Raw genomic sequence first — 26,073 nt, forward strand, 5'->3', positions numbered from 1 at the left:
CGCTGTTTCAGGGCGATTAGCCCGCATTACAGGCGCACCTCTCCAGTATTCAACAATCGTTTTCGCACCATCCACAAGTTCGACAAGGCGAACAACGTCGTCTGCTGAGCACTGCTTTTCGTCAGACCACGAAAGCGCACTTTCGTATAGCCAAACTGGCGCTTGATCACCCGAAACGGATGCTCAACCTTGGCTCTGACTTGCGCTTTCGCATACTCAAACCCGCGTAGCACACTGCCGATTACTATGTCTTTGCCATGCTCTTTGTACGAGCTTGGCCGTGCAGCAAGTGGACGGCAAGCTGTCCAACTCGGCGTTTTTGGACAATGCGCCGGCTGAAGTGATCGAGAAGGAACCCGCCAAGTTGGCCGAGGCTGAGCGGGCGTTGGGTAAGCTGGCCGAGCACATGTGTGGATCTCCAGTCTGTAAGCTGGAAACCATGTAAAAAAGAGACCTTCTCAGGTCTCTTTTTTATGGGCGCTTTTTGATCAATATGGCAACTATCAACTTGCCACGAGCGAGCAGCAGGTTGAGGGCGGGCTTATTGCGATACAGGCGGAACATTTACCTGGCCCGTACCCGGATCGCCCACTTTCCCATTCGGCCTGACCTCCTTAGAAACCCATTTGCCCGAAGTAACAGTAAACTGGACATTTGATCCCGCTGGAAGATTCAGCGGAGAAGCAAGGGTCGTATTCTGGACGTTAATATTAGTCGCCTTTGAACCATTATTTTCAATATAGAGGCTTTTACCTTCTCTGAGTGAAGACCCAGCCACTCCAATAGTGAGTGGATCGGCAAAGTCGCCATCACTGACCCGAAACGCAGACGCGCCTGCTGACTCTACAATAATAGTCCCGGCGGCTTTACCATTCATCGTATTCGCCGAAGGAGACTCCTCAGCCGCCCACGCATTCATCGCCAGCAACATCGATCCAACTAAAATTACAGAAAAGTGCTTATTCATTGTGTTATCACCTTAAGTAGATTGAGGCCAACCTGATATTTCAATAAAAAACTAACACACTGAAAAACCATCAATCTACTGTCAGAAGTAACAGGTCAACTAATCATTAAAGAATAAGTCGTCACGTTATAATTACGATTACACGCACATCCAGGTTACTCCCCCAAAAGATAGATATTCCTGTTTTCAGTCAGGAATGTGTGACAATGCCCACCACTTTGAGCCAACACCAGAATCAACATGACCGCCCCCAGCACACCCAAACCACCGCGCAAGAAGCCTAAAACCGCAGCCCCGGCCAAGCCCGTCGCGCCGCGCAAAGAGGCTACCTTGCACCCGCGCAACCGCCACACAGGCCGTTACGACTTCCCGGCGCTGATCAAGACCACGCCGGAACTGGCGAAATTCGTGATCATTAACCCGTATGGCAAAGAGAGCATCGACTTCGCCAGCCCGGACGCGGTGCGGGTGTTTAACCGGGCACTGCTTAAATCGTTCTATGGCATCCAGCATTGGGATATCCCGCAGGATTACCTCTGCCCGCCAGTGCCGGGGCGTGCCGACTACGTGCACTTCCTCGCCGACCTGCTGGCCAGCGTCAACGACGGCAAGATTCCGCGCGGCTCTATCGTCAAGGTGCTGGACATCGGCATGGGCGCCAACTGCGTCTACCCGCTGATCGGCTATATGGAGTACCGCTGGAATTTCCTCGGCTCCGAGGTCGACCCAATCGCTGTGGCCGCCGCCAAGGCCATCGTGCAGTCCAATGACCTGAGCAAGGTCATCCAGTTGCGCCAGCAACCCAACCCCAAGCAGATCCTGCTGGGCTTGCTGGAGCCGGGTGAGCGCTTTGACCTGACCATGTGCAACCCGCCCTTCCACGCGTCCATGGACGAAGCCACCAAGGGCAGCGAGCGCAAATGGCGCGCCCTGGGCAAGGCCGACCCCAAGCGCAAGCTGCCGGTGCTGAACTTCGGCGGTCAATCGGCGGAGCTGTGGTGTGAAGGCGGCGAAGCGCGTTTTGTGACGCAGCTGATCGCCGAGAGCGCGCATTTTGCCCACAAGGTGCTGTGGTTCAGCACGCTGGTGTCAAAAGCGTCGAACTTGCCCGCGATCGAGACAGCCCTGAAAAAAGCCGGCGTGCTGGAAAGCCAGGTGGTGGAGATGTCCCAGGGCCAGAAGCAAAGCCGTTTTGTGGCCTGGACCTTCCAGACCAAGAATGAGCAGCAGATCTGGCGCCAGCGCTGGGTGCGCGACTAACCCAAGAAAGCCCAGCACAAATCGCAGGCAACAAAAAACCGTGCCCGGATCGCTCCGAGGCACGGTTTTTTTTGCTGCGTCTTACTTGTTAACAGCGTCGGTCAGGCCTTTGGCCACAACCAGCTTGATAACTTTCTTGGCAGCGATTTCGATGGCAGCGCCAGTCGAAGGGTTACGGCCAGTACGGGCTGGACGCTCGGTCACTTTCAGTTTGCCAACGCCTGGCAGAGTGATTTCGCCGCCGTTTTCCAGCTGATCAGCAACAACTTGGCTCAGTTGGTCCAGCAGAGCGCGCACGGTGGTTTTCGGTGCGTCTACTGCTTCAGCCAGGTCAGCGATCAGTTGGTCTTTAGTAATAGCCATTGTGGTGTTCCTTCCCTATCAAATTCATATGGATTGCAGAGTGCAGTGTCAGCCGTCGAGCCCGACCGTCATGGCCTGGCACCCCCGGCCATAACCACGGAGATCGGGGTTATAGATGCTTGAAACGGGGATTGGTTCGACCTGACAGATGCTGAATGCACGCTTAACGCCGAGACTTGGCGTAAGACGGGGCAAAACTAGCACAGAGACGGGGAAATATCCGCCTCAACATACCCATTTGGTCAGCTTTATCGCTCTAAACCGTGAAAAAAAGGCATATGGGCCGTCGGAAGTCGTCCAAAACCGCCTTCCAGGCGCGTCTTAGCCAATGGGTGCGGTACACTGGGCGACTTTTGGGGGAGGCCCACCGCTCCCCTTCAACCAGCCGAGAAGCCTATGCCGATCCGTCATTGCATTGTTCACTTGATCGACAAAAAACCCGACGGCACACCTGCAGTTCTGCATGCCCGCGATTCTGAGTTGTCCGAATCGGCCGCCATCGAGAACATGCTGGCCGACCTCAACGAGAGCTACAACGCCAAACAAGGCAAGGCCTGGGGTTTCTTCCATGCCGAATCCGGCGCGCACCCGTTCAGCGGCTGGTTGAAGGAGTATTTCGACGGTGGCCAGGATTTCACCACCTTCAGCCGCACGGCGGTTGAGCACCTGCAAAAGCTGATGGAGGAATCCAACCTCTCCACCGGCGGCCACGTGCTGTTTGCCCACTATCAACAGGGCATGACCGATTACCTGGCCATCGCCCTGCTGCACCACAGCGAAGGCGTGGCAGTGACCGATGAGCTGGACGTGACCCCGTCGCGGCACCTGGACCTTGGCCAACTGCACCTGGCGGCGCGCATCAACGTCTCCGAGTGGCAGAACAACAAGCAGTCCAAACAGTACATTTCGTTTATCAAAGGCAAGAACGGCAAGAAGGTTTCGGAGTACTTCCGCGACTTTATCGGCTGCCAGGAGGGCGTCGACGGCCCGGGCGAGACCCGCACCCTGCTCAAGGCCTTCAGCGACTTTGTTGAAAGCGAAGACCTGCCGGACGAATCCGCCCGCGAAAAGACCAAAACCCTGGTGGACTACGCGAGCAGCCAGGCCAAGCTCGGCGAGCCGATGGGCCTGGAAGAGCTGTCGGGCTTGATCGATGAAGATCGGCCAAAAGCGTTCTACGACCATATCCGCAACAAGGACTACGGCCTGTCGCCGGAAATTCCGGCCGACAAGCGCACGCTCAACCAGTTCCGCCGCTTCACCGGCCGCGCCGAAGGCTTGTCCATCAGCTTTGAGGCGCACCTGCTGGGTGACAAGATCGAATACGACGAAGCCGCCGGCACCTTGATCATCAAGGGCCTGCCGACCCAACTGACCGACCAGCTCAAGCGCCGTAACTGATGCTGGGCGGGGTACTCAAGAAAGTCCTGTTGGTGTTGCTGGTGGTGGTGGTGATTCAGCACTGGGGCAAGATCGAGCGGCTGTTCAACCCCTCGCAGGTGGTTTCGGAGCAGGTACGCGCCTCGGCGCGCGTGGTGCTCTACTCCACCGAGTGGTGCGGCTACTGCAAGCAGATCCGGCGCTTTCTGGATCAGAAAGGTGTGCCGTACCAGGCGCTCGATATCGAGAAGGATGCCCAGGCGCGCAAGGCGTATGAGGCGCTGGGCGGCGGCGGGATTCCGTTTGTGGAGGTCAATGGCACGCTCATTCGCGATTACAACCCGGATGCGATCATGGCTGCCCTGAAGTAACCCCACCGTTGCAGCATCTCGCTTGTGTGGGAGCTGGTTTGTAGGAGAGCTGGCTTTTGTGGGAGCTGGCTTGCCTGCGATAGCATCAGCGCGCAGTAACTGACAGACCGAGTTACCTGCATCGCAGGCAAGCCAGCTCCCACAAAAAGCCAGCTCCCACATAAGCGAGCTCCCACATTCAGTTCTGCAGCGTCTTTAGAAGTTAGCTTCCAGCGACACCATCGCCGTGCGCTCTTCACCGACGTTGTAATACGCCGTACTCGGCGCCAGGCCGTTTACCGGCGCCGAGTTAAACGACACGGTACGCGCCGAGCTCAGGTATTCCTTGTCGAAGACGTTAAGCATCGACAGCCGCAGGGTCGCGGATTTGATGACTTTCTTGTCCACCGGCAAATAGATACCCGCGTTGAGGTCGACCACGGTACGCCCGGAGATTTTTTCGTCGTTGGTCAAATCGCCGTAGAAACTGCCGACGTATTTGCCGGCAACGTTGCCGTAGAAGCGCGAGTCGTCGTAGCCAAACACCAGGTTGAACATGTTTTCCGGCACGTTGGCCAGCTGCTTGCCGGCGGTGGGCAACAACACGTTCTTGCTGAGCAGATTGTCTTTCTGTTCAGACTGGGTGTAGGTGTAGGACGCGTAGTAGTTGAAGTGATGCGGCAACAGCCCGCTCCACTCCAGCTCCAGGCCTTTGTTGTCGACCTTGCCGACGTTGATTACGGCGTAGTCGCCGTTGAGGTCGGTGGTCGACAACTGGCGGTCCTTGAAGCTGATGTAGAACAGCGTCGCGCTCAGCGCCACATCGTCTTCGGTGAAGCGCCAGCCCAGCTCCTGGTTCCAGCTCAACTCAGGCTTGAGGCTTACCGAATCGCCTTTGTTGTACAGCACGTAGTTCGGCGGTGTGCGCATGTTGCGGGTGACGTTGTAGAACGCCTGGTTGCTCTCGTCGATCTGGTACTTGGCGCTGAAATTCGGCAGGAACTGGTGGTAACGGGTGTTACGTTTTTCCGGCTTGTCGTAGAGGCTACCCAGGTTGTTGCCGTCCCGCTCGACGTACTGATAGGCCACGCCGCCGACAAAACTCAGGTCTGGCGTGGCTTGCCAGCTGTCCTGCACCCAGAGCTTCTGCGCCGGCGTGACGGTGTAGTAATGACGGCCTTGTACCGTCGCGCCGTTCTTGTCGACTACTTGGCCGCCGCCGTTGTAGTCGCCCCACACGTCATCGGGTGCGCCTTCGCCGTTGATGCCGATAAACGGCTGGCTCTGGCGCTGGCGTGCGCGCTCATACCAGTAGCCGTAGTCCAGGCTGTGCTCTTCGTTGATGTCCCATTTCATTTTGGCGGTAACGCCTGGGCGCCAGGTTTCGGTCCACGAAGGGCGGTAGTAGTTGAGCGATTTGAGGTTGCTCAGGTCGTAGTTGCCAGCCTTGTCGGACTTCGGCCCCAGGTTCGATGCGGTCTGGCCGCTGAAACTGCCACCGTTGGCCCAGTAGTAATAGGGCGTGACCGTCAGCGCCAGGTTGTCCTGCAACTGCCAGCGCTGGGTGAGCGTGGCATTCACGCTTTCGAAAGGGTTGCGATTGAGCTTGTAGGAAGACGACAGTAAACCGGATTTGTACACCGGGGTTTCCGAGTAGTCCTTGCGCCGCCCATCCGTGTCGAACTGCGACTTGCTCAAGGAGTTGTAGTTGTAGTTTTCCTGGTTGTTGTACTTGATCGTGGCCAGTGTGGAGTTGCCGCTGCCATCTTCAAACAGGCTGCTCCACTCGACCTTGTCGCTGCGCAGGGTGCCTTTGCCACGCCACTTGTCGCCTTCCAGGTGCGACGCCGAGACCCAGGTCTTGAGGCCGCCGAAATCGCCGGTATTGACCCGCACGAACGTCTTGCGCAAGTCGTTGGCGCCGACGATCTGCTTGGCGAACAATCCGGCCTCTTTGGTCGGCCGAATCGTGATCATGCCGATGTTGCCGCCACTGGAACCGATGTGCGGGCCGTCTGCTTCCGAAGATCCCTGGGTTGCGAATACTTCCGCGAGGTTTTCGGGGTCGCCCAACTGGCTTGAAAACACGCTGTAGTTGCCTGAGTCGTTGACTGGCACACCGTCGACGGAAACCCCGATCTGGTCGGAGTTCATGCCGCGCATGGTGAAGTTGGTGCCGCTGGTGCCACTGGCGTCATCACTGGAAACGTTGATGCCCGGCGTGTATTTGAGCTTATCGATGGCGTTGGCAGTCGACGACATCTGGTCCATGGCTTCCTTGGTCACCGTCGACCGCGCCTTGGCACTTTCTTCGCGGATCATATGGCCGTTGCCCAGGGTCTGTTTACCCGCGATGTCTACCGAACCAACGTCCTGCGTGGTGTCTGCCAAAACCAATGGCGCAAAGCTACCTAGGCCCGATGCAAACAGCAGGGCAGAGAGTGTGTTGATCTTCACAAGTAGATCCCTTACGTGCATCTATCTGTTGTTATGGAGGGCGGTACTGGCTGTCAGAACCGGGTGAACGGCGACGCCAGCCTTCCTGACCATCTGCTCAGGAATCCGAGGATCATCCTTGGCACGTGTAACGGTTTGGTGACAGGTTTTGGCAATTGCGATGAAGGTTAAGTGAAGGATCTACAGGCAGCGTGATACTTGGCCGGTAACTGCCGGCAGGAAATGATCGCGAGGGAAACAGTTGTAAAAGAAGGTGGCCAGCAAACCGTTCGTGTCTAACGCAACACAATCATTCGGCCTAATAGTGTGTGCTGTTCAAAACCCAGCACCGCCTGCAGGGCATTTAAAACCGCCACAGGGTCCTTGCTCGGAAAGCTGCCACTGACACGCTTGGCGCCCATCTCGTCGTTCAGCAACAGAATGCGCCCCGGATAGTAACGGCTCAGGTCCTTGACCACGTCAGCCAACGGCGCTTTGTAGTAATTGAGCCAACCGTCACGCCAGGCCAGGCGGGATTCACTGTCGACCGCGTGCATCGCTTCGGCCACACCGTCGGCGTAAGCCACTTGCTGGCCTGCGGTCAGAATTTGCTGTTGGCCTTGCCAGGATGGCGTCACGCCAACCCGACCGGACAACACCGTCACTTGCGCGCCCGCCGGTTGCAGGCGCACTTCGAACTGTGTGCCCAACACCCGCGCTTCACCGCTGCCGGCCTCGACCACAAAGGACTGGCCGGTGTGGGTCACGCTAAAAAAACCGGCACCGCGACGCAGCTGGATATGCCGCTCACCGTGGCTGAAATCCACGGCGATGGCGCTGTCGGCATCCAGGGTCACTTGGGACTGGTCGGCCAGGGTCACGGTCTTCACTTCCCCCGGTGCGGTCACGTAATCGGCGCCGAAGTCATCAACCCAACGCGACGGCTGCCACCCGGCGCCCATCGACACCATCACCAGCAGGCACGCGGCCATGGCCAAGGCGCCGGACCAGCGAACGCCGCGCGAACGTTTCGAGGTGTTCATCGCGTTGAGGTAACCCTGCAAGGCCAGGGCGTCTTCGCCCGCCAGTGTGCGCGCCGGTACTTCGCTCAGCTCCCACAGCACCTGAGCCTGGGAATAGGCCTCGACGTGGGCAGGATCGGCCCGCAACCAACGGCTGAAGGTGGCCTGGTCGCCACTGCTGGGCTGGTCGTGTAACAGGCTCAGCCAGTCGAGTGCGGCCTGCTCCTGGGCGGGCGTGGGGGTGACGTTCACGGTGCTTTCCCTGGCGTGCGTGGGGGCGATGGTTCGCGAAGGCTGGCCTTGCAGGCTTCAAGGGCACGCATCATATGTTTTTCCACTGCGCTTTGGGACAAGCCCATGGCCTTGGCGATTTCGGCGTACTTGCGGCCATGAATACGGTTGAGCAAAAAAATCTGCCGCGTGCGCTCCGGCAGGCTGCGCAAGGCGGCTTCGACATGGCGCAGATCATTGCCCGCTTCGAGTGCCGCCTGGGGTTCGCAGCCCTGATTGTCCTGTTGCTCCGGCAGCCAGCCTTCGCTGCTGCGTACGCGGGCGCCTTCGCTGCGCAAATGGTCGATGGCAATGTTGCCGGCGCAGCGCAGCAAGTAAGTGCTGAGTTCTTCGACCTGCACCAACGGGCGGCGCCAGAAGCGCAGGAATAAATCCTGTACCAAATCAGCCGCCGTGGCGCGGCACCCCACCCGGCGACTGACCAAGGCTTCCATTTGCGAACGCTGTGACAAAAACACCTGCAAAAAATGCGCACGTCCACCGGCCGCATCGGTGTGCGGGCTGTCCTGGGATTCAGGTGGCGTGCTGATCATCATCACTGCCTCAGCATAAGGCGAAGGCCGCCACAGGGCTGACCAGCAGGCCGGCGCCCGCCAGGATCAGGACCAGCCTTGGCCGATACGGCAACAGCAACACCAGCAGCAGCGCGCTGAGCATCAACACCGCGCACCACTCCACCAACCCTTGAGCCCAACCTGAAGCGGCGACGGCGGGCCAGATCGACACGCCCAGCAACAACCAACCGGCCATGCGCAGGCTTGAGCGCCGCGCGGGCGACGGCTTGCTGTGCAGCAACTCGCCGTGATGGCGGTCGGTGGCCAGGCACAACGCGGTAAACCCGGCGTAGCACATCAACAGGGCGAGCAGCATTCAGTGCGCCTCCTGCTTGAGCGTCATTGCCCGCACACGTTCGGCCTTGGGTTGCGTGCGGTGTTGCATCTTCCACGCCGCCCAGGTGAGGAACAGGCCGCTGGCCAGGCAGGTCAGGTCGAAGCCGGCCATGGCCCAGTCACCCTTGGCCAATGACGTACCCAAGTGCTGTGAGGTGGTCAGTGCGTTGAGCAGAGGGATCGCCACAAACAGCAGCGCAGCGAAGCTCAGTTGCTCGACCCAACCTTGACGACCGCGCCGCAACAGGGCGTGCAACAGGCTCAGGCCCCAGGCGATAAAGAAGGTTTGTATTTCCCAATCGGAACGCTCGGCGAAGCTGACCGGCAACAGGCGGTTGGCCCAGAAAAACGCCGCGATGGCGATCATCAAGCCAGACATGCTGGCGATGTTGAGCACCTCCACCAGCCGCAGCTCAAACGGCATCGCCCCGGTTTTAGCGTGCCTGAGCTGGCGCTTGCCCAGCCAGATCACCAGGCCGGTGCCGATCATCGCCGTGCCCGCCAGGCCACAGATAAAGTACAGCCAGCGCAGCACCGGGCCGGCGAAATGGCCCATGTGCAGGCCATAGAAACTGCCGCCAATCGCCGCCGGCAGCGATTGTTCGCCACTGACCCGCAGCAACTCGCCGGTGGTGCCGCTGAATGACACGCTGCTGCCAAAGTCATGCACCACACGGTCGGAACCGGCGCGCACCACATTGACCGACGCGTTCACATCGCCAGGGTTGTTAACCACCAAACGGCCCACATGCCCACCGGCCCATTGCGTGCGCGCCTGCTCGTACATCGGCAGTAATGGCAGCAACTTGCCCGGCTGGCCGAGCGCCGGCGCATTGTTGGTATTGGGGAACACTTCATTAAAGAACGCACGGTTGTCGTCGCCATACGAGGCAAGGATCGGCGCAGGCATCACCATGTTCATGAAGATCACCAGGCTGCTGTAGGTGATCATCAGGTGAAACGGCAGCACCAGCACACCCACCGCGTTATGCCCGTCGAGCCAGGAGCGCTGGCCCTTGCGTGGGCGGAAGGTGAAGAAGTCCTTGAAGATTTTCTTGTGGGTGATGATCCCGGTGATCAGAGCGACGAACATCACCATCGCGGCGATCGTCGACAGCCAGCGGCCCCATGGGTAAGGCATTTGCAGCTGGAAGTGGAAGCGGTAGAAGAAATCGCCGCCCATGCTTTCGCGAGCCTGGACCGGTTGAGCGCTGACAGGGTCAAGGACTTTCTGGATGAAGTTGCCGCGTTTGCCGGGGTCGATCTTGTCTTGCCACATCACCGACAGGCCAGGGTCACGGCTGTTGGGCAGGGTGATAAACCAGCGCGCGGCGTTGGGCGCCTGTTGCTGCAGATAGGTTTGCGCGGCGGCGAGGCTGCGCGCTTCATCCAGCGGATGGGCCTGCACTTCGGGCTGCATCCAGTGGGTAATTTCGTCTTTGAAATAGGCCAGGGTGCCGGTCAGAAAAATCGCAAACAGCAGCCAGCCGAAGATCAGGCCGGCCCAGGTGTGCAACCAGGCCATCGCCTGGCGAAAGCCCTCTTTCATGTGCGTGCCATCCAAAAACCCACGCCCGCCAGGGTGGCAAATAACGCGCTCGGCAGCATCACGCCAAACCAGGCGCGCGAGGCTGTGCGGCAGGCGAAGCACCAGATGACGGCCAGCAGATAGAACACAAACGAACTCATCATCCCGGTGATCACCGCGTCGGCGCGCGAGGTGGGCATCCACAGCGCCATACACACGGCCGCCAGCGACGCCATCAGATAGCCGCCGACCACAGCGGCCAATGCACGCGAGGTGACGGCGAGGCGGTAAGAGACGGCCAGTGAGGGTTTGCTTTTCATCGGGGAGACGCCAGATTCATCAGCGCGCAATATTAATGATAAATATTCTCATAAGCAAAAGAGAACGGATGAATCACCTGCCCGCATGGATTGCCGAACGCGTATCACGCCCCTTACAATGCGAACAATTCTTGTTCTCTAAAGTGCATAGATACTTTCGGAGTGAACGCGTTGCAGCCGTCCAACACCGTCGAAGTCCTGTACCACGACCATCACCTCTGGCTTACCGGCTGGTTGCGACGCAAACTCGGCTGCCCGCAAAGCGCGGCGGACCTGGCGCAAGACACCTTCATCCGCGTGCTCACGGCCCGCGAAGCCCCCACGCTGATCGAGCCACGCGCCTTCCTCACCACCGTGGCCAAACGTGTGCTGTTCAACTTCTACCGCCGCCAGGACCTGGAGCGCGCCTACCTCGATGCCCTCGCGCAGATGCCCGAACACGTGGCGCCCTCGGAAGAAGACCGCGCCATCATCCTGCAAACGCTGGTGGAGCTGGACCAACTGCTCGACGGCCTGCCCGTGCAGGTCAAGCGCGCCTTTCTGCTGGCCCAGCTCGACGGCCTGACCTACGCGCAAATCGGCGCCGAACTGGGCATCTCCATTGCCACGGTCAAACGCCATCTGAATAAAGCAGCGATGCGCTGCTACTTCGCCCTATGAACTTTTCTACCCAGGTTGCGGAACAGGCTGTGCACTGGCTGATGAAAATGCAGCAAGGTACGCTTAACCCGCGCCAGCAAGCGGCGTGGCAGCACTGGCTGAATGCCCACAGTGAACATCAGCGCGCATGGGACCATATCCAACGCGTCAACCAGCGCCTGCGTGGCATGCCCTCGCCTCTCGCTCACGCAGCGCTGAACGCGCCGCAATCGAGTAGCCGACGCCAGGCCCTGAAGCTGTTGCTGATTCTCGGCGCGGGTTCAGCCGCCGCATGGGGCTTGCGCCAACAGCATATTTTGCCGCCGCTGAGCGCCGACTACCGCAGCCCCATTGGGGAACGTCGCAAGGTGCAATTGGCCGATGGCAGCCAGTTGCAGCTCAATACCGGCAGTGCGGTGGATGTGCATTTTGATCGGCAGCAGCGCCTGATCCGCGTGCTCGAAGGCGAGATATTGCTGACGGCGCGCGCAGGTGATACGCCGCTGCGCGTACTCACCGGCCAGGGTTTGCTCAGCAGCCAGGCGGCCCGGCTGAATGTGCGCCAGTTCAACGACCATACTCAACTGGCGGTGTTTGACGGCCATGTCGACGTGATGCCCAACAGCTACAGCGGTTTGCCGTTGACCGTCGAGGCCGCGCGCCAGGTCAATTTCACCCGCAAAGGCTGGGACACGCCGCGCCCGAACGACGCCAACAGCGGCGCCTGGGCCGACGGCATGCTGGTGGCGGCGCATATGCGCCTGGACGATTTCCTCGCAGAGCTTGGCCGTTATCGCCGGGGCCAGCTCAACTGCGACCCGCAAGTGGCCAACCTGCTGTTGTCCGGCAGTTATCCATTGGCCGACAGCGAACGCATTCTCGACCTGCTGGAAGTCAGCCTGCCGGTCAAGGTGCGGCGCTTTACGCGCTACTGGGTAACCGTTCAGGCCCGCGCCTGAAAAATTATTTTCAAGAACAGTGAGCCGTTTTCCACACCTCGCGTGACAGAGAAGGAAAGCCCCCTTGATCCTTCCTTCTCAGGACCGCACGTCATGCCCCAGCAGCCGACCCCTCTCGCCCGCACCTTGCGCCAACTGTTACTGGGCGCCAGCCTCAGTTTTACCGTACTGCCTCAGGTGGTGGCGGCCGAGGCCAAGCCGTATCACATCGCACCGGCCTCGCTGGAAGCCGCGCTGAATCAATTTGGTCGCGAAGCTGGCGTGTTGATTTCGTTCGGTTCGCAAGTCACGGCCGGCCTGCAGAGCCGTGGTTTGTCGGGCAATTACAGCGCCGACGAAGGCCTGCAAAAACTGCTGGAAGGCACCGGCCTGCAAGCCCGCGCCGAGGGCGACAAGGCCTACAGCCTGCAACCGGCCAGTGCGTCTGCGACCGTGGAGCTGCAAACCTCCAGCGTGGTCGGCGACTGGCTTGGCGATGCGGCGCAAACCAATGTGTTCGAGCACCCTGGCGCCCGTGATGTGATCCGCCGCGAAGAATTCGAACGCCAAGGCGCCACCCAGGCCCGCGATGTGCTCAACCGCATCCCCGGCGTCAACGCCCCGGAAAACAACGGCACCGGCAGCCATGACATGGCGTTGAACTTCGGCATTCGCGGCCTCAACCCACGCCTGGCCTCGCGCTCCACCGTGTTGATGGACGGCATTCCGGTGCCGTTCGCGCCCTATGGCCAGCCGCAGTTGTCCTTCGCGCCGATCAGCATGGGCAACATGGACGCCGTAGACGTGGTTCGCGGTGGCGGTGCCGTGCGCTACGGCCCGCAGAACGTCGGCGGCATCGTCAACTTCGTGACCCGTGCAATCCCGGATACGCCGACCGTCAAAGGCGGTTTGCAGACCGAGACCAGCCCGTCCTCCAGCCATGACGGCTTCAAGACCACCGGTAACCTGCTGGCTGGCGGCACTGCCGACAACGGCCTGGGTGGCGCAATCCTGTACTCCGGCACCCGTGGCGGCGACTGGCGCGAAAACAGCAACACGCGCATCGACGACCTGATCCTCAAGGGCAAATACCAGCTGGACGACGCCAACAGCTTCAACGCCATGGCGCAGTACTACGAAGGCCAGGCCGATATGCCCGGCGGCTTGAACGTCAAGGACTACAAGGCTGACCCGTACCAATCCACCCGCCCTTACGACAAGTTCTGGGGCCGCCGCACGATGTTCAACGCTGGCTACCGTTACCAGGAAGACCGCCGCGAATTCACTGCCAACACTTTCTTCACCACCACGTTGCGTAATGGCTACCTGGACCAGGGCAACTTCCTCTCGTTGTCCCCGCGCGAATACTGGGTACGTGGCCTGGAAACGCGCTTCGCCCAAGGCTTCGATCTTGGCCCTACCAGCCATGAAGTGGGCGTTGGCTACCGCTACATCAGCGAAGCCGGCCATGAGATGCGCTACCGCACGCCGATCAGCGCCAACCAGCAACTGCCCAACACCAACAGCCGCAACGACCGCGACACCCGTGGCGCCACCGAAGCCAACGCGTTCTTCATCGACGACCGCATTGACATCGGCAAGTGGACCATCACCCCGGGCGTGCGCTACGAGATGATCGAGTCCCAGCAGACCAACAACTTGAGCAACGTCAAATACAAAGGCGACTACAACACCGCGCTGCCGGCGTTGAACGTGCTCTATCACCTCACCGAAGACTGGAACCTCTACGCCAACACCGAAGGTTCGTTCGGCAGCGTGCAATACAGCCAGATGCCCAACCGCGTGAGCAGCGGCGAAGTGAAACCGGAAAAAGCCCGCACCTGGGAACTCGGCACGCGCTACGACAACGGCAGCCTGCGTGCGGAAATCGGCGCGTTCCTGATCAACTTCGACAACCAGTACGACAGCAACCAGACCAACGATACGGTGATCGCCCGTGGCGAAACGCGCCACCAGGGCATCGAGTCGAGCATCAACTACGCCCTCGACGGCTTGAGCCCGGCGCTCGCGGGCTTTGACGTGTACGCCACCTACGCCTATGTGGACGCGACCATCCGCGAAGACGGCCCGAACAAAGGCAACCGCGTGCCCTTCTCGTCCAAGCACAAAGGCACGTTGGGCGTGGGTTACACCGAAGGCCGCTGGAAGCTCAATGTCGACAGCAGCTACCAGAGCAGCCAGTTCGCCGACAACGCCAACACCCAGGCCGAAACTGCCGACGGCGCCAACGGGCGTATCCCCGGCTACATGCTGTTCAGCAGCCGCGCAGCGTATGACTTCGGCCCGCAACTGTCGGACTTGAACGTGGCGGTCGGAGTGAAAAACATCTTCAACAAGCAGTACTTCACGCGCTCGTTCGACGACAACAACAAAGGCAAATATGTAGGCGAGCCGCGCACGGTGTACGTGCAGACCTCCATCGCGTTTTAGGTACCGGCGAGGCTGCGAAGGCGGCGGCACTGGCGAAACATAAGCTGCCTGACCCACCGCTTTCGCAGCCTCGCTAAAGCTCGACAGCTCCCACAGGGGATCGGCTGTGTTGGTTAGATCTCAGTTCGTAGGGCCATCGCGTCATACACAAATCCCGCCAGCGACAAAGATCCAATGTGGGAGCTGTTGAGCCTCAGCGAGGCTGCGAAGGCGGCGGCACTGGCAAAACATAAGCTGCCTGACCTACCGCTTTCGCAGCCTCGCTAAAGCTCGACAGCTCCCACAGGGGATCGGCTGTGATGGTTAGATCTCAGTTCGTAGGGCCATCGCGTCATACACAAATCCCGCCAGCGACAAGGCTCAAATGTGGGAGCTGTCGAGCCCCGGCGAGGCTGCGAAGGCGGCGGCACGGGCGACACATAAGTTGCCTGCCCCACCGCTTTCGCAGCCTCGCTAAAGCTCGACAGCTCCCACAGGGGATCGGCATTGTCGTTTAGATCTGCATTGGCCGACTCTAACTGCCTGCCAGGCAACTCGGGGTGCCGGCCACCAAGGCGTCGATGGCGCAGCGCGTCTTGGCTGGCATGTGTGCGGCCGTCGGCCAGATCACGTGGATTGGCGCAGGCTGGTCGCGGTGGCTTGGCAGTACCGCTTCCAGTTGCCCGCGCAGCACGTAATGCGCAATCAACCAGCTCGGCAACCAGGCCAGGCCCACGCCCGCAATCGCGGCATCGGCCACGGCCTGGAGGTCGTCGAGCATCAACAGCGAAGGCACACCGGGGCGCTGCGAGGTATTGCAACGGTAGGCAATGCCTCGGTGGGCGGCGAGGTCGTCGATAGCGTTGATTGGCCCGACCCGCTGCAAATAGGCCGGTGAAGCTGCCAGCCCAACAGACTGTTCGCCCAGGCGACGCGCACTCAGGCGGTCAGTGTCCGGCAGCGGACCAATGCGCACGGCCACGTCGAAGCCTTCCTGTGCGAGATCGATCAGCCGGTCAGAAAACGAAATCTCGATCTCCAACGCCGGGTAACGATCCATCAACCCCCACAACGCTGGCGCCGCGTAATGATGACCGAAAGCCAAAGGCAAGCTCGCCCTTAAACGCCCGCGTGGCTGTTGCCGGCCGCTCTCCAACACCGATTCGGCAGCTTCCAGCTCTGCCAGCGCACGCAAACAATGTTCGTAGTACGCCTGCCCATCCTCAGTCAGACGCTGGCGGCGGGTGGAGCGCTGCAACAGGCGAGTGCCCAAGCGCGCTTCGAGGCGCGCCAGGCCTTTACCCACGGCCGAACGCGTAAGGTTCAGTCGTTCGGCAGCCTCGGTCAGGTTGCCGCTCTCGACGACTTGCAGAAAGAGCTCAACACCATCAAAACGCGGAGTGGCCATGCTTAATTGTCGCCCTTAATTCCCTTATCAAAGGAAAACTTATCACGAATAAAGAATTCTGCTCCCGCGAGAATAGCGCTCTCCCCCAAGCAAAAGGAATATCCCATGCCGCCCGCCGCCACCGTATCCGCCGTCAGTGCCCCGCGCACCGCCAGAGATGGCCTGGCACTCACCGCCGTGTGCCTTGTGGCATTGATGTTCGGCCTGGAGATCTCCAGCGTGCCGGTCATCCTGCCAACCCTGGAACAGCAGTTGGGCACCGGTTTTCAGGATGCGCAATGGATCATGAACGCCTACACCCTGGCCTGCACCAGCGTCTTGATGGCCGCCGGCACCCTGGCCGACCGCTTTGGACGGCGGCGCATGCTGGTGTTGTGCCTGTGGCTGTTTGGATTGGCTTCGTTGGCCTGCGGGCTGGCCAATGAGGCTTCCACACTGATCGCCGCGCGTTTCGTGCAAGGCATAGGCGCCGGGGCGATGATGATCTGCCAGTTCGCCATTCTGTCGCACCAGTTCCGCGAACCGGCGGCACGCGCGCGGGCCTTCGCGGTATGGGGCGTGATCGCGGGCGTGGGCCTGGGCTTCGGGCCGATGGTCGGCGCTTTGATTCTGGCGGTCGCGGACTGGCGCTGGGTGTTCCTGGTGCATGTGCCGCTCACGCTGCTGACCTTGCTGCTGCTGCGCATCAGTGTGCAGGAATCCCGTGACCCGGCCGGCCATCGGCTGGATATCGCCGGCATGCTGACCTTGACGCTGTCGGTGTTCGCCCTGGTGTATTTCATTACTCAGGGCAGCGAAAACGGCTTCGGCAGCCCGGCGATGCTTGGCTGGGCCGGTTTGTCGCTGGTCGGGCTGCTGCTGTTCATCGTGGTTGAGCGACGCAGCGCGCACCCGATGTTCGATTTTTCGGTGTTCCGCATCCAGCGCTTCAACGGCGCGCTGATGGGGTCGATCGGCATGAATTTCAGTTTCTGGCCCTTCATGATCTACCTGCCGCTCTACTTCCAGGCGGGCCTGGGCTACGACACGCTGACCACCGGCGCGGCCTTGCTGGCCTACACCCTGCCGACCTTGCTGGTGCCGCCGCTGGCTGAACGCCTGGCCCTGCGCTTCGGCGCCGAACGTATTATCCCGCTGGGCCTGGGTTTGATGGGCGCAGGTTTTATCGCCATGGCGGCGATCAATGCGGCGCAGCAACCGAGTATCGTCTTAGTGCTGTTGAGCTGTGTGTTAGCAGGCGTGGGACTGGCGCTGACCAACTCACCGACCACCAACACCACCACCGGCGCCGTCTCGGCCGACCGCGCAGGCATGGCCTCGGGTATCGACCTCAGCGCGCGGCTGATCACGCTGGCGCTGAACATCGCCTTGATGGGGCTGGTGCTGCTGCTGGGCATCGGCCATCACCTTTCCAGCCTGCTGCCTGCCACCACGGCGTTGGATTGGCCCACCATCAGCCAGAACATTGCAGCAGGCAAGCTGGATATAGCAGGACTGGAACCTGCGCAAGCCCAGGCCGCGCTGCGCCATGGCGCCGGCTGGGCCATGCTCTTTGCCGGCCTCGGTGCTTGCGGATTGGCAGGCTTGAGCCGGTACTTCTTCCAGCAGCGCCGCTAAACGAAAACGGGCCTGCAGATGCAGGCCCGTTTATTGGGGTTGAAAAAACACTCAGCTATCAGCTGTTAAGCGCAGCCTGTTCGTTTTCCAGAAATTCCTCTTCCAGCTCGGCCTCGTCAGCCTTGGTATCAGGCAGGCTCTGCCCTGCGGCGCGTGGTTTGCCGCGCAGTTTGCCGTACAAATGTTCCAGCGCATGCTCAAGCTTAGTGGCGGCGCCATCGATCGCCTGTTCCAGCGTATCGGCCTTATGCAGGACCGACAGTGGTTGATGGCCCTTTGGCCGTGCTTCCAGACGGCAACTCAGATCGTGGGGGCCGGGCTTATCGCCGTTTTCATCTTTCAGATAGACCTCAACGCGGGTCAGGTCTTCCTCATAACGTTCGAGCGTGCTCTCAATGGTAGTACGTACCCACTCCTCCAGTCGGATGCTGCTTTCAATATGGTTATCGCTATTGACTTGGATTTGCATAGTTCTTCCCTTATTTCAGCTAGCTCGCGAGAGGTCACAACTGCGACACCGGGGTGGTGAAACCATGACCTCTTGATTACACAATTGAGCAGTCAGAAGAACATTTCAACCCCTTTGCAAAGATAAATCCCACATTACAAATTAACCCTGACGACGAGCAAAAACGCTGTTAGGGTGGGGAGTTGGTTACATCTTCTTACGCTCAGCGAACCTTACAATTGCCCCTCTCCCAACGGGTGCAATCCGCGAAAAATCCCTGCTTCCTCTACCAGCCAGTCATGCACCGCACGCACGCCCGGGTGGCTCAACGCGCCCGGTGCATACAGCAGCACATAACGTTTGTGGTTGGGCACAGCCAGGCCAAAGGGCACGATCAAGGTGCCGCGCTCCAGCTCATCGTTGAGCAAGGTACGCCGCGCAATCGCCACGCCCATACCCGCGATAGCCGCCTCGATGGTCAGGTGGTTGCGGTTGAAGGTGTGGCCGCGCCGCACGTCGGCGTCGTGGTAGCCGATAGCATTCAGGTAAAACTCCCACTCGGCGTATTCATAACTCCCACGCCACGCGGTGATGTCGTGCAACAGCGGGAAATGCACCAGGTCCGCCGGGCCATGCAGCGGCGGCCTCCCGCGCAGCAGGCTCGGCGCGCACACCGGAAAGATCTGTTCATCGAGCAGGGCTGTGGATAACAGGCCGGGGTAGCTGCCGTCGTTCAAATCGATGGCCAGGTCGAAGTCGCCCTCGTGCAGGGCGATGCTGCTGTCTTCGGCGACCATGCGCAGTTGGATATCCGGGAAGCGCTGCTGCAGACGCGGCAAACGTGGGGTCAGCCATTTGCCGAGAAACGACGGGATTGAACGCAATCGCAACGTACCGCTGATCATCCCCGCGTCCAGCCGCTGCAACTCCGCATCGATGCTGCCGTAAGCCTCGCCCACCGTCGCCGCCAGCCTCTGCCCTTCGGCACTCAACTCCACGCCACGGGCGCGCCGATGAAACAGCCGAAAGCCCAGGCGCTCTTCCAACTGGCGAATTTGCTGGCTCACCGCCCCCGGCGTGATGTGCAGTTCTTCGGCGCAGCGGGTGAACGACAAATGCCGCGCGGCGCAAGAAAACACGTGCAGCCAGACATAGGTCTGGCCATGGAGAGGGCGAGTCATAGCGTTTAGTCCTGCTAAAGGGTGTCTTAGGATAATTCGTTGGTCAGTGCCGATCCAGAGGCTCAGTATCGCGCCAATTCCGCCTGCTCTACAAAACATGGCAGCGATTTCTACTCCATTGCTTGTAAGGCTTTAGCATGGCTATCAGTGTTTTCGATCTATTCAAAGTGGGCATCGGCCCGTCCAGCTCCCATACCGTCGGCCCGATGCGCGCAGCGGCGACCTTCGCCCAAGCCCTGACCGACCAGCATTTGCTCAGTGAAACGCGACGTATCGAAGTGCGCCTGTACGGTTCGCTGTCCGCCACTGGCGTGGGCCATGCCACCGACCGCGCCACCGTGATGGGGCTGATGGGCGAATGGCCAGACAAGGTCGACCCCACCTCGATCAATGCGCGTATTCAGCAATTGCGCGAATCCGGCCGATTGCTGCTCGCAGGCTCGCAGGACATTGCCTTCAACTGGCACACCGACCTCCTGCTGCTCGACGAGAGCCTGCCCTACCATCCCAACGCCATGTCCCTGCACGCCTATGGCGAAAACGGCCTGCTGAGTGAACAAACCTATTATTCGGTAGGCGGCGGTTTCATCATCGAAGCGGCTGAAGCAGCCTCGGGCATCGCGCCTACCAGCGATGTTGAATTGCCCTACGACTTTTCCAGCGCCGTCGAACTGCTGGGCTTGTGCAACAAGCACGGCCTGCGGGTTTCCGAGCTGATGATGGCCAATGAACGCGCGTGGCGCAGCGATGAAGAAATCCGCAGTGGCCTGCTGCATATCTGGTCGGTGATGCGCGAGTGCGTGGAGCAAGGCCTGCGCGATGAAGGCATCTTGCCAGGCGGCCTGGACGTGCCACGCCGGGCGGCGAAATTGCACCGCAGCCTGTTGGAAATCGGCAAACCCAACGTGATCACTTCCACCTTGTCGGCCATGGAATGGGTCAACCTGTTCGCCCTCGCCGTCAACGAAGAAAACGCCGCCGGTGGGCGCATGGTCACCGCGCCGACCAACGGCGCAGCAGGGATCATCCCGGCCGTGCTGCATTACTACATGAAGTTCAACGCCGATGCGTCGGATGACGATGTGGTCAATTTCTTCCTGGCAGCCGCTGCCGTGGGCATTCTCTGCAAGAAGAACGCTTCGATCTCCGGTGCCGAAGTCGGCTGCCAGGGCGAAGTCGGCTCGGCCTGCGCCATGGCCGCTGCCGGCTTGGCCGACATCCTCGGCGCCACACCGGAGCAATTGGAAAACGCTGCCGAAATCGGCCTGGAACACAACCTCGGCCTGACCTGCGACCCGGTCGGCGGCCTGGTGCAAGTGCCGTGCATCGAGCGCAACGCCATCGCGGCGGTCAAGGCGATCAACGCCACGCAAATGGCTCTGCGCGGTGACGGCAAACACTTTATTTCCCTGGACCGGGTAATCCGCACCATGCGCGATACCGGCGCCGATATGCATGACAAATACAAAGAAACTTCACAGGGCGGCCTGGCGGTCAGCTGGGTGGAGTGCTGATCGGAGCACTTCTACCCGCCCCCTACGTGAGCCCGCGCAAAAATAATAACGAGGCAATATCGATGACTGATGTACGTACACCTGCCGCTGAAAACCCTGCTGTCGCTGTAGATAACGTTTTAGATAACACCGTAACCACCGGCTGGACCAAACACGACACCACCTGGATGCTCGGCCTCTACGGCACGGCCATTGGCGCGGGCACCTTGTTCCTGCCGATCAACGCCGGCGTTGGCGGTTTCTGGCCGCTGATCGTGCTGGCGTTGCTGGCCTTCCCCATGACCTTCTTTGCTCACCGTGGGCTGACGCGCTTTGTGCTGTCGGGCAAATCCGGTGATATCACCGAAGTGGTCGAAGAACACTTCGGCGTGGGCGCGGGCAAGTTGATCACGCTGCTGTACTTTTTCGCGATTTTCCCGATCCTGCTGGTGTACAGCGTGGCGCTGACCAACACCCTCAGCAGCTTCATGGAACACCAACTGCACATGGCCCCGCCGCCTCGGGCGATTCTGTCGCTGGTGTTGATCCTCGGCCTGATGGCCATTGTGCGCTGCGGCCAGGGCGTGATCGTCAAAGCCATGAGCGTGCTGGTTTACCCCTTCGTCGCCGCCCTGCTGTTGCTGGCCGTGAGCCTGATCCCCAACTGGAACGGCGCGTTCTTCGCTTCCGCCAGCGAAGGCATGCCGTTGCCGCTGTTCTTCAAGACCCTGTGGCTGGCGATCCCGGTGATGGTGTTCTCCTTCAACCATTCGCCGATCATTTCCGCCTTTGCCGTTGACCAGAAGCGCGTCTACGGCCCACAAGCCGAACGCAAAAGCAGCGGCATCCTCGCCACCGCCCACGGCATGATGGTGCTGACGGTGATGTTCTTCTGCTTCAGCTGCGTACTGGCCCTGTCGCCGGCTGACCTGGCGGCTGCCAAGGCGCAGAACATTTCGATCCTGTCGTACCTCGCCAACCACTTCCAGACGCCAGTGATTGCTTACGCCGCGCCGTTGATCGCGCTGGTGGCCATCACCAAGTCCTTTCTCGGCCACTACATCGGCGCCAGCGAAGGCTTCCAGGGTTTGATCGTCAAATCCCTGCGTGGGCGCAACCGCTCGATGTCGTCCAAAGGGCTGGAACGCTGCACCGCACTGTTCATGGTCCTGACCTGCTGGGCCGTGGCGACCTTCAACCCGAGCATCCTGGGCATGATCGAAACCCTGGGCGGGCCGATCATCGCGTGCCTGTTGTTCCTGATGCCAATGTACGCGATCCGCCGCGTGCCATCTCTGCGCCAGTATTCGGGTCAGGTGTCGAATGTGTTTGTGGTGCTGATCGGGTTGATTGCGCTGTCTGCGATCGTTTTTTCGGTTTTGCCCTGAAATCGAACACAACCCACACCCCCTGTGGGAGCGGGCTTGCCCGCGATAACGGTCTGTCAGTCAGAAATTATTTAGCTGATACACCGCAATCGCGGGCAAGCCCGCTCCAACAGGGGTCAGGCGCAGTCAGGCAAGTCGCTATACGGCACGCCCCTTGCTCTACAGCTACCGAGGCAAACGGACCTTGTGAAACCTCAGCGACGGAGTGGCCGGTGGTCAGGCAACGCGAACTAAACCAGACACCGGTCGTCAATGACTGCATGTTCTTATCAGGCGGTAACGCACCATGGACAATCCTTTTCAGATCATCACTGACACCTTCACGCCCACCTACCGCGTCAACCTGAGCATCCAACGGCTCGACGGCAGCATCATGCTCACCCTCTCGGACGAGACGGGCGTGGTGGCCAAACGCATGATCAGCGCCGAACAACGCAACGACCCAGAGCGGCTCAAGCGCCTGGTGCAAAGCATTCAGTTCGGCATCGCCATCGAGCAGGGTCACAGCGCCATGGAGATTCTGGCGGTGATGACGGATGGCGACAGCCACAAATTATTGCAGCCGCCGCCCGCCCGCACCCTGCCCTTCAGCGTCGGGCTTTAAAGCTCGCCTTTCTCGGTTTCCAGGCTCGCCTCGCCCTTGCGACGCGGGCCTTCGACCTTCACCGACGGGAACGCCGACGAGGCATAGCGCACCACCAGAATCGAGAACGCCAGCAACAGAATGCCGCCACACAGGTAGATGATGCCGATGTCCGGCGGGTTGTGGTGCGACACGTTGGAGATCAGCAGGCGCGTCAGCGCGGTGATTGCCACGTAGATCAGGAAGCGCACGGGCATGTGGTTGGTCTTGAAATAAATCCCGACCATTGCGCCCAATTCCAGGTAGATGAACAGCAGCAAGATATCATCGATCTTGATGTGCCCCGTCTCCAGCATCCCCAGAAACTCCATCACCGCCGCCCAGGCCGTCACCGCACCAATGGCGAACAACGCCAGGTAGTGGAACGTCTCGACAAACAGATTGCCCAGCGACTCGGCCAGCCCATGGACTTGCTGACGCAGCTTTTCGGCCCAGTTAATTTTCACGATGAAGCTTCCTTAGGTCGATTCGACCGGATATTGCGGGTTAGACGTGACGGTTGTTCTGCATGCAGAAAAAAGGCCAGCGGCAGGTATAAGATGATGGCGGGGTGACATGAGGCACTGCAAACCCCTATTTACCGGCTACATTAAAAAACTGCTACCCAAACCTCGTGGTTTGGCTTACCCTTTTTACTGTATATGAATACAGTAGTCGCATAAGACAACTATCGTGAAGGCATGTGAGGTGGTGAATGGCCGTCGAAGTGGTATACCGCAGCAGCCGAGATCTGGAGCGTTTGTTCATGGATAAAGCCGAAGCTGATCGTCATGACAAGATGCTTGAACTCGCTGAGTTGCTGGCAGAAGTGTTGCAAAAAGCCGTGCCGTCCCTGAGCGAGCAGCAGGTGGAGGAAGCCGGGATCTACATGGCGAAGAATCGCGATGTGTTTGCCAAGGCGTTCAAGAGCCAGCCGGATGCATTGTCCGAGTTGCTGAACCCGGTGGCAGAGTAAAGCCCGAATTGAACAGGCCCTGAATCATTGATTCAGGGCCTTTTTAATGCCTGGATTATTTGTAGAGCAGGCGCTCGGCCAGTTCATCGGCCACCCGTGCAGGGGAGCGTTTTTCGGCCTGGGCGTGGGCAAAGATCTCGGTGAGGCGTGTGCCGATATTTGACAGGTGCGCGGTGATACCTGGCAGCTCGGTGCCGGCGTGTTTGAGGGCGACGTAGATCAGGCCGCCGGAGTTGATCACGTAGTCCGGGGCGTAGAGGATGCCGCGTCCCTCTAACTGGTCGGCGATGTCCAGGTTGCTCAGTTGCGCGCTGGCGGAGCCCGCCACGGCAGCGCAGCGCAATTGGCCGACCGTGTGGCGGTTGAACACCGCGCCCACACCGCACGGCGCCAGGATGTCACAGGGTGTGCTGAGCAACGCATCGTTGGCGATAGGGTGTGCGCCCAACTGCTCCATGGCCAATTGCACCTTGCCGTGATCGATGTCGCTGACCAACAGTTCGGCGCCCGCCGCGTGCAGCTGTTCGGCCAGGGCATAACCGACATTGCCCAGGCCCTGGATCGCGACGCGCAAACCTTCGAGGTTATCGCTGCCCAGGCGCGCCATGGCAGTGGTGCGGATGCCGGTGAACACGCCCATGGCGGCATGCGGTGCCGGGTCGCCGGCGGCTGTGGTGCTGGTGACAAAACGGGTGTGTTGGGCGATGCAGTCCATGTCGGCAACGCTGGTGCCGCTGTCGATCGAGGTCACAAAACGGCCGTCGAGTTTTTCAATGCAACGGCCAAACGCTTCAAACAGCGCGGCGCGGCTTTCCACGTGCACGGGGCGGATAATCACCGCCGTGCCACCGCCCACCGGCAAGCCGGCCAGGGCGGCTTTGTAGCTCATGCCTTGGGCCAGGCGCGCGGCATCGGCTACGGCACTTTCATCGTCGGGGTAAGCAAGATAACGGCAACCGCCCAAGGCAGGGCCGAGGCGGCTGTTGTGGATGGCGATGACGGCCTTCAACCCGGTGACCGGGTCGATGCTCAGGTGCAGCGATTCAAGGCGGGTGCTGTGCATAAGCGCAAACATCGTCAGGCTCCCGAATCACTTCTGCTAGAGGCCCCAGTATAGGCTTGCGGTAGAAAACTGCTGAATCACGCTGGAATAAGCCGCCAGGTTTCGTAGGCATCACGACATAAGCACGCAGGACATTTCTTAAGTTACTGGACGAAAATTCACAGCAAGGCTAAAACGTGGGCATCCGCCGGAGAATGCAATGAATCCCCGCAAAGCCTTTTTCGCCTGCCTGGACCGCTCACCGCCTTCGCTGTTTGAAGCCGCGTTGTGGATGGCGGCTGAACACGATCCGAGCGTGCAACCCGTGCTGATCCTGCAAGACCTGACCTTGCTGCAACAACAGGTCAGCGTCGGTATGCCCATGCTGCCAGCGGATGAGCTCGGCCAGCCGTTGCTGCGGCGCATGAATGACTTGGGGTTTGCCCAGGATGACTCCACACCGCTGCGCCCCGCCGCCGCGCTGCTCGACAAGGTACTGCAGCGCAAACGCGGCCAGCCCTTGGCCATGGGCCTGATCGCGCTGGAGCTGGCGCGGCGCCTGGATATCCCCATGGTGGGGGTTAATTTCCCCGGCCATTTCCTGCTGCGAGTGCCCGGTGCCGACCACCTCTTGGACCCCTGCGGCGGCCGACGCCTGTACCCCAACGACTGCCGCGAGCTGTTGCACCGCCAGTACGGGCCAAACCTCAAGTTGCAGGCCGAGCACCTGCTCACCGCCGAACCGCGCGCGATACTGCAACGGCTGTCACGTAACCTGCGCCAACTGCACCTGGCCAATGACCACCCGCTGTCGGCCCTGATTGATGCCGAGCGCGTGCTGGAGTTGGGCAACGCCAGCGCTGCGGATTACCTGGCGCGGGCCAGCCTTTACCAGCGCCTGGACTGCCCGAGCGCCGAGCGCTTTGACCTCGAACACGCACTGCTGCTCAGCGAAGACCCGATCCAGCGCCTGCGCCTGACCGAGCGGCTGGGGCATTTGCCACCCAACACCGTGGTGCATTGAACTACTTATTTTTGGCGATCAGGATTTATTGTGGCGAGCGGGCTTGCCCCGCGTTGGGCT

General features: G+C 60.3%; 25 protein-coding genes and 2 pseudogenes. 13 read left to right on the forward strand and 14 right to left on the reverse strand.

Going from position 1 to position 26,073, the window contains the following annotated elements; genetic code table 11:
* Positions 1 to 26: 26 nt before the first annotated feature.
* Positions 27 to 290, reverse strand: a pseudogene (locus AB4P96_RS26355) (transposase); the annotation flags it as partial.
* Here AB4P96_RS26355 and AB4P96_RS26360 point away from each other — a divergent pair.
* Positions 281 to 429 (forward strand): annotated as a pseudogene (locus AB4P96_RS26360) (hypothetical protein); the annotation flags it as partial. The pseudogenes AB4P96_RS26355 and AB4P96_RS26360 sit on opposite strands and share 10 nt — an antisense overlap.
* 112 nt (positions 430 to 541) lie before the next feature.
* On the opposite strand, the gene AB4P96_RS26365 reads toward AB4P96_RS26360, so the two are convergent.
* Positions 542 to 967 (reverse strand): hypothetical protein, encoded by a 426-nt coding sequence (locus AB4P96_RS26365; protein ID WP_395600288.1) that lies wholly within the window; start codon positions 965 to 967, stop codon positions 542 to 544.
* A gap of 240 nt (positions 968 to 1,207) precedes the next feature.
* On the opposite strand from AB4P96_RS26365, the gene rlmF reads away from it, so the two are divergent.
* A complete protein-coding gene (gene rlmF, locus AB4P96_RS26370; protein ID WP_069551850.1) occupies positions 1,208 to 2,227 on the forward strand; it encodes a 23S rRNA (adenine(1618)-N(6))-methyltransferase RlmF in 1,020 nt (339 codons plus the stop codon).
* An 81-nt stretch (positions 2,228 to 2,308) separates the two neighbouring features.
* Here the strand turns inward: rlmF and AB4P96_RS26375 are convergent, their stop codons facing one another.
* Positions 2,309 to 2,590, reverse strand: a complete 282-nt coding sequence (locus tag AB4P96_RS26375; RefSeq protein ID WP_003188840.1) for an HU family DNA-binding protein — start codon at positions 2,588 to 2,590, stop codon at positions 2,309 to 2,311.
* 396 nt (positions 2,591 to 2,986) lie between these two features.
* On the opposite strand from AB4P96_RS26375, the gene yejK reads away from it, so the two are divergent.
* Together yejK and AB4P96_RS26385 are read left to right on the forward strand one after the other, a co-directional pair.
* On the forward strand, positions 2,987 to 3,991 hold the full coding sequence (gene yejK, locus AB4P96_RS26380; protein WP_003171997.1) for a nucleoid-associated protein YejK: 1,005 nt from the start codon (positions 2,987 to 2,989) through the stop codon (positions 3,989 to 3,991).
* The gene (locus AB4P96_RS26385) at positions 3,991 to 4,341 is read left to right on the forward strand and encodes a glutaredoxin family protein (RefSeq protein ID WP_177032811.1); all 351 of its coding nucleotides are present in this window, start codon (positions 3,991 to 3,993) and stop codon (positions 4,339 to 4,341) included. The genes yejK and AB4P96_RS26385 overlap by 1 nt, the downstream gene beginning before the upstream one ends.
* A 195-nt stretch (positions 4,342 to 4,536) precedes the next feature.
* Here the strand turns inward: AB4P96_RS26385 and AB4P96_RS26390 are convergent, their stop codons facing one another.
* The 6 genes from AB4P96_RS26390 to AB4P96_RS26415 all read right to left on the reverse strand — a co-directional run bounded on the left by AB4P96_RS26390 (position 4,537) and on the right by AB4P96_RS26415 (position 10,807).
* The gene (locus tag AB4P96_RS26390; RefSeq protein ID WP_395600289.1) at positions 4,537 to 6,777 is read right to left on the reverse strand and encodes a TonB-dependent receptor; all 2,241 of its coding nucleotides are present in this window, start codon (positions 6,775 to 6,777) and stop codon (positions 4,537 to 4,539) included.
* Positions 6,778 to 7,052: 275 nt separating this feature from the next.
* Positions 7,053 to 8,030: a FecR family protein gene (locus AB4P96_RS26395; RefSeq protein ID WP_017135157.1), complete on the reverse strand. Its 978-nt coding sequence runs from the start codon at positions 8,028 to 8,030 to the stop codon at positions 7,053 to 7,055.
* The gene (locus tag AB4P96_RS26400; RefSeq protein WP_017135158.1) at positions 8,027 to 8,605 is read right to left on the reverse strand and encodes an RNA polymerase sigma factor; all 579 of its coding nucleotides are present in this window, start codon (positions 8,603 to 8,605) and stop codon (positions 8,027 to 8,029) included. Before AB4P96_RS26400 ends, AB4P96_RS26395 begins: the two co-directional genes overlap by 4 nt.
* Positions 8,606 to 8,612: 7 nt before the next feature.
* Positions 8,613 to 8,939 (reverse strand): DUF3325 domain-containing protein, encoded by a 327-nt coding sequence (locus AB4P96_RS26405; RefSeq protein WP_017135159.1) that lies wholly within the window; start codon positions 8,937 to 8,939, stop codon positions 8,613 to 8,615.
* Positions 8,940 to 10,508: a PepSY-associated TM helix domain-containing protein gene (locus tag AB4P96_RS26410; protein WP_395600290.1), complete on the reverse strand. Its 1,569-nt coding sequence runs from the start codon at positions 10,506 to 10,508 to the stop codon at positions 8,940 to 8,942.
* Positions 10,505 to 10,807, reverse strand: a complete 303-nt coding sequence (locus AB4P96_RS26415) for a DUF3649 domain-containing protein (protein WP_026013535.1) — start codon at positions 10,805 to 10,807, stop codon at positions 10,505 to 10,507. Before AB4P96_RS26415 ends, AB4P96_RS26410 begins: the two co-directional genes overlap by 4 nt.
* A 171-nt stretch (positions 10,808 to 10,978) precedes the next feature.
* On the opposite strand from AB4P96_RS26415, the gene AB4P96_RS26420 reads away from it, so the two are divergent.
* From AB4P96_RS26420 to fecA, 3 genes are all read left to right on the forward strand, one after another.
* Positions 10,979 to 11,467: a sigma-70 family RNA polymerase sigma factor gene (locus AB4P96_RS26420; protein WP_099548693.1), complete on the forward strand. Its 489-nt coding sequence runs from the start codon at positions 10,979 to 10,981 to the stop codon at positions 11,465 to 11,467.
* Positions 11,464 to 12,405 (forward strand): FecR domain-containing protein, encoded by a 942-nt coding sequence (locus tag AB4P96_RS26425; RefSeq protein WP_169986964.1) that lies wholly within the window; start codon positions 11,464 to 11,466, stop codon positions 12,403 to 12,405. The genes AB4P96_RS26420 and AB4P96_RS26425 overlap by 4 nt, the downstream gene beginning before the upstream one ends.
* Before the next feature lie 93 nt (positions 12,406 to 12,498).
* Entirely contained in the window at positions 12,499 to 14,835 is a 2,337-nt protein-coding gene (fecA, locus tag AB4P96_RS26430) for a TonB-dependent Fe(3+) dicitrate receptor FecA (RefSeq protein ID WP_395600291.1), read from the forward strand.
* A 514-nt stretch (positions 14,836 to 15,349) separates the two neighbouring features.
* Here the strand turns inward: fecA and AB4P96_RS26435 are convergent.
* On the reverse strand, positions 15,350 to 16,222 hold the full coding sequence (locus tag AB4P96_RS26435) for a LysR family transcriptional regulator (protein WP_017135165.1): 873 nt from the start codon (positions 16,220 to 16,222) through the stop codon (positions 15,350 to 15,352).
* Between the two features lie 105 nt (positions 16,223 to 16,327).
* Here AB4P96_RS26435 and AB4P96_RS26440 point away from each other — a divergent pair, with 105 nt between their 5' ends.
* Positions 16,328 to 17,839: an MFS transporter gene (locus AB4P96_RS26440; protein WP_395600292.1), complete on the forward strand. Its 1,512-nt coding sequence runs from the start codon at positions 16,328 to 16,330 to the stop codon at positions 17,837 to 17,839.
* A 58-nt stretch (positions 17,840 to 17,897) separates the two neighbouring features.
* Here AB4P96_RS26440 and AB4P96_RS26445 read toward each other — a convergent pair whose 3' ends face one another.
* Positions 17,898 to 18,308 carry an HPF/RaiA family ribosome-associated protein gene (locus AB4P96_RS26445; RefSeq protein WP_017135168.1) on the reverse strand — a complete coding sequence of 137 codons (411 nt, stop codon included), beginning with the start codon at positions 18,306 to 18,308 and terminating at the stop codon, positions 17,898 to 17,900.
* Positions 18,309 to 18,520: 212 nt separating this feature from the next.
* Positions 18,521 to 19,468, reverse strand: coding sequence for a LysR substrate-binding domain-containing protein (locus AB4P96_RS26450; protein ID WP_017135169.1), 948 nt, complete (start codon positions 19,466 to 19,468; stop codon positions 18,521 to 18,523).
* A 137-nt stretch (positions 19,469 to 19,605) separates the two neighbouring features.
* Here AB4P96_RS26450 and AB4P96_RS26455 point away from each other — a divergent pair, with 137 nt between their 5' ends.
* From AB4P96_RS26455 to AB4P96_RS26465, 3 genes are all read left to right on the forward strand, one after another.
* Complete coding sequence (locus AB4P96_RS26455) at positions 19,606 to 20,982, forward strand: L-serine ammonia-lyase (protein WP_170036320.1); 1,377 nt, start codon at positions 19,606 to 19,608, stop codon at positions 20,980 to 20,982.
* Positions 20,983 to 21,044: 62 nt separating this feature from the next.
* Positions 21,045 to 22,349 (forward strand): serine/threonine transporter, encoded by a 1,305-nt coding sequence (locus AB4P96_RS26460; RefSeq protein WP_017135170.1) that lies wholly within the window; start codon positions 21,045 to 21,047, stop codon positions 22,347 to 22,349.
* A 286-nt stretch (positions 22,350 to 22,635) separates the two neighbouring features.
* Positions 22,636 to 22,953 carry a DUF3509 domain-containing protein gene (locus AB4P96_RS26465; RefSeq protein ID WP_058419385.1) on the forward strand — a complete coding sequence of 106 codons (318 nt, stop codon included), beginning with the start codon at positions 22,636 to 22,638 and terminating at the stop codon, positions 22,951 to 22,953.
* Here AB4P96_RS26465 and AB4P96_RS26470 read toward each other — a convergent pair.
* The gene (locus AB4P96_RS26470) at positions 22,950 to 23,438 is read right to left on the reverse strand and encodes a phosphate-starvation-inducible protein PsiE (RefSeq protein ID WP_017135172.1); all 489 of its coding nucleotides are present in this window, start codon (positions 23,436 to 23,438) and stop codon (positions 22,950 to 22,952) included. The genes AB4P96_RS26465 and AB4P96_RS26470 overlap by 4 nt on opposite strands.
* Before the next feature lie 248 nt (positions 23,439 to 23,686).
* On the opposite strand from AB4P96_RS26470, the gene AB4P96_RS26475 reads away from it, so the two are divergent.
* Entirely contained in the window at positions 23,687 to 23,947 is a 261-nt protein-coding gene (locus tag AB4P96_RS26475; RefSeq protein ID WP_138451819.1) for a YebG family protein, read from the forward strand.
* 55 nt (positions 23,948 to 24,002) lie between these two features.
* Here AB4P96_RS26475 and AB4P96_RS26480 read toward each other — a convergent pair whose 3' ends face one another.
* Positions 24,003 to 25,022 (reverse strand): Glu/Leu/Phe/Val dehydrogenase dimerization domain-containing protein, encoded by a 1,020-nt coding sequence (locus AB4P96_RS26480; protein ID WP_017135173.1) that lies wholly within the window; start codon positions 25,020 to 25,022, stop codon positions 24,003 to 24,005.
* Between the two features lie 187 nt (positions 25,023 to 25,209).
* Between AB4P96_RS26480 and AB4P96_RS26485 the strand changes: the two genes are divergently transcribed.
* The gene (locus tag AB4P96_RS26485) at positions 25,210 to 26,013 is read left to right on the forward strand and encodes a SirB1 family protein (protein WP_177033616.1); all 804 of its coding nucleotides are present in this window, start codon (positions 25,210 to 25,212) and stop codon (positions 26,011 to 26,013) included.
* Positions 26,014 to 26,073 lie beyond the last annotated feature (60 nt).

Source organism: Pseudomonas sp. B19125 (genome assembly GCF_044218855.1).
Classification (GTDB): domain Bacteria; phylum Pseudomonadota; class Gammaproteobacteria; order Pseudomonadales; family Pseudomonadaceae; genus Aquipseudomonas; species Aquipseudomonas edaphica.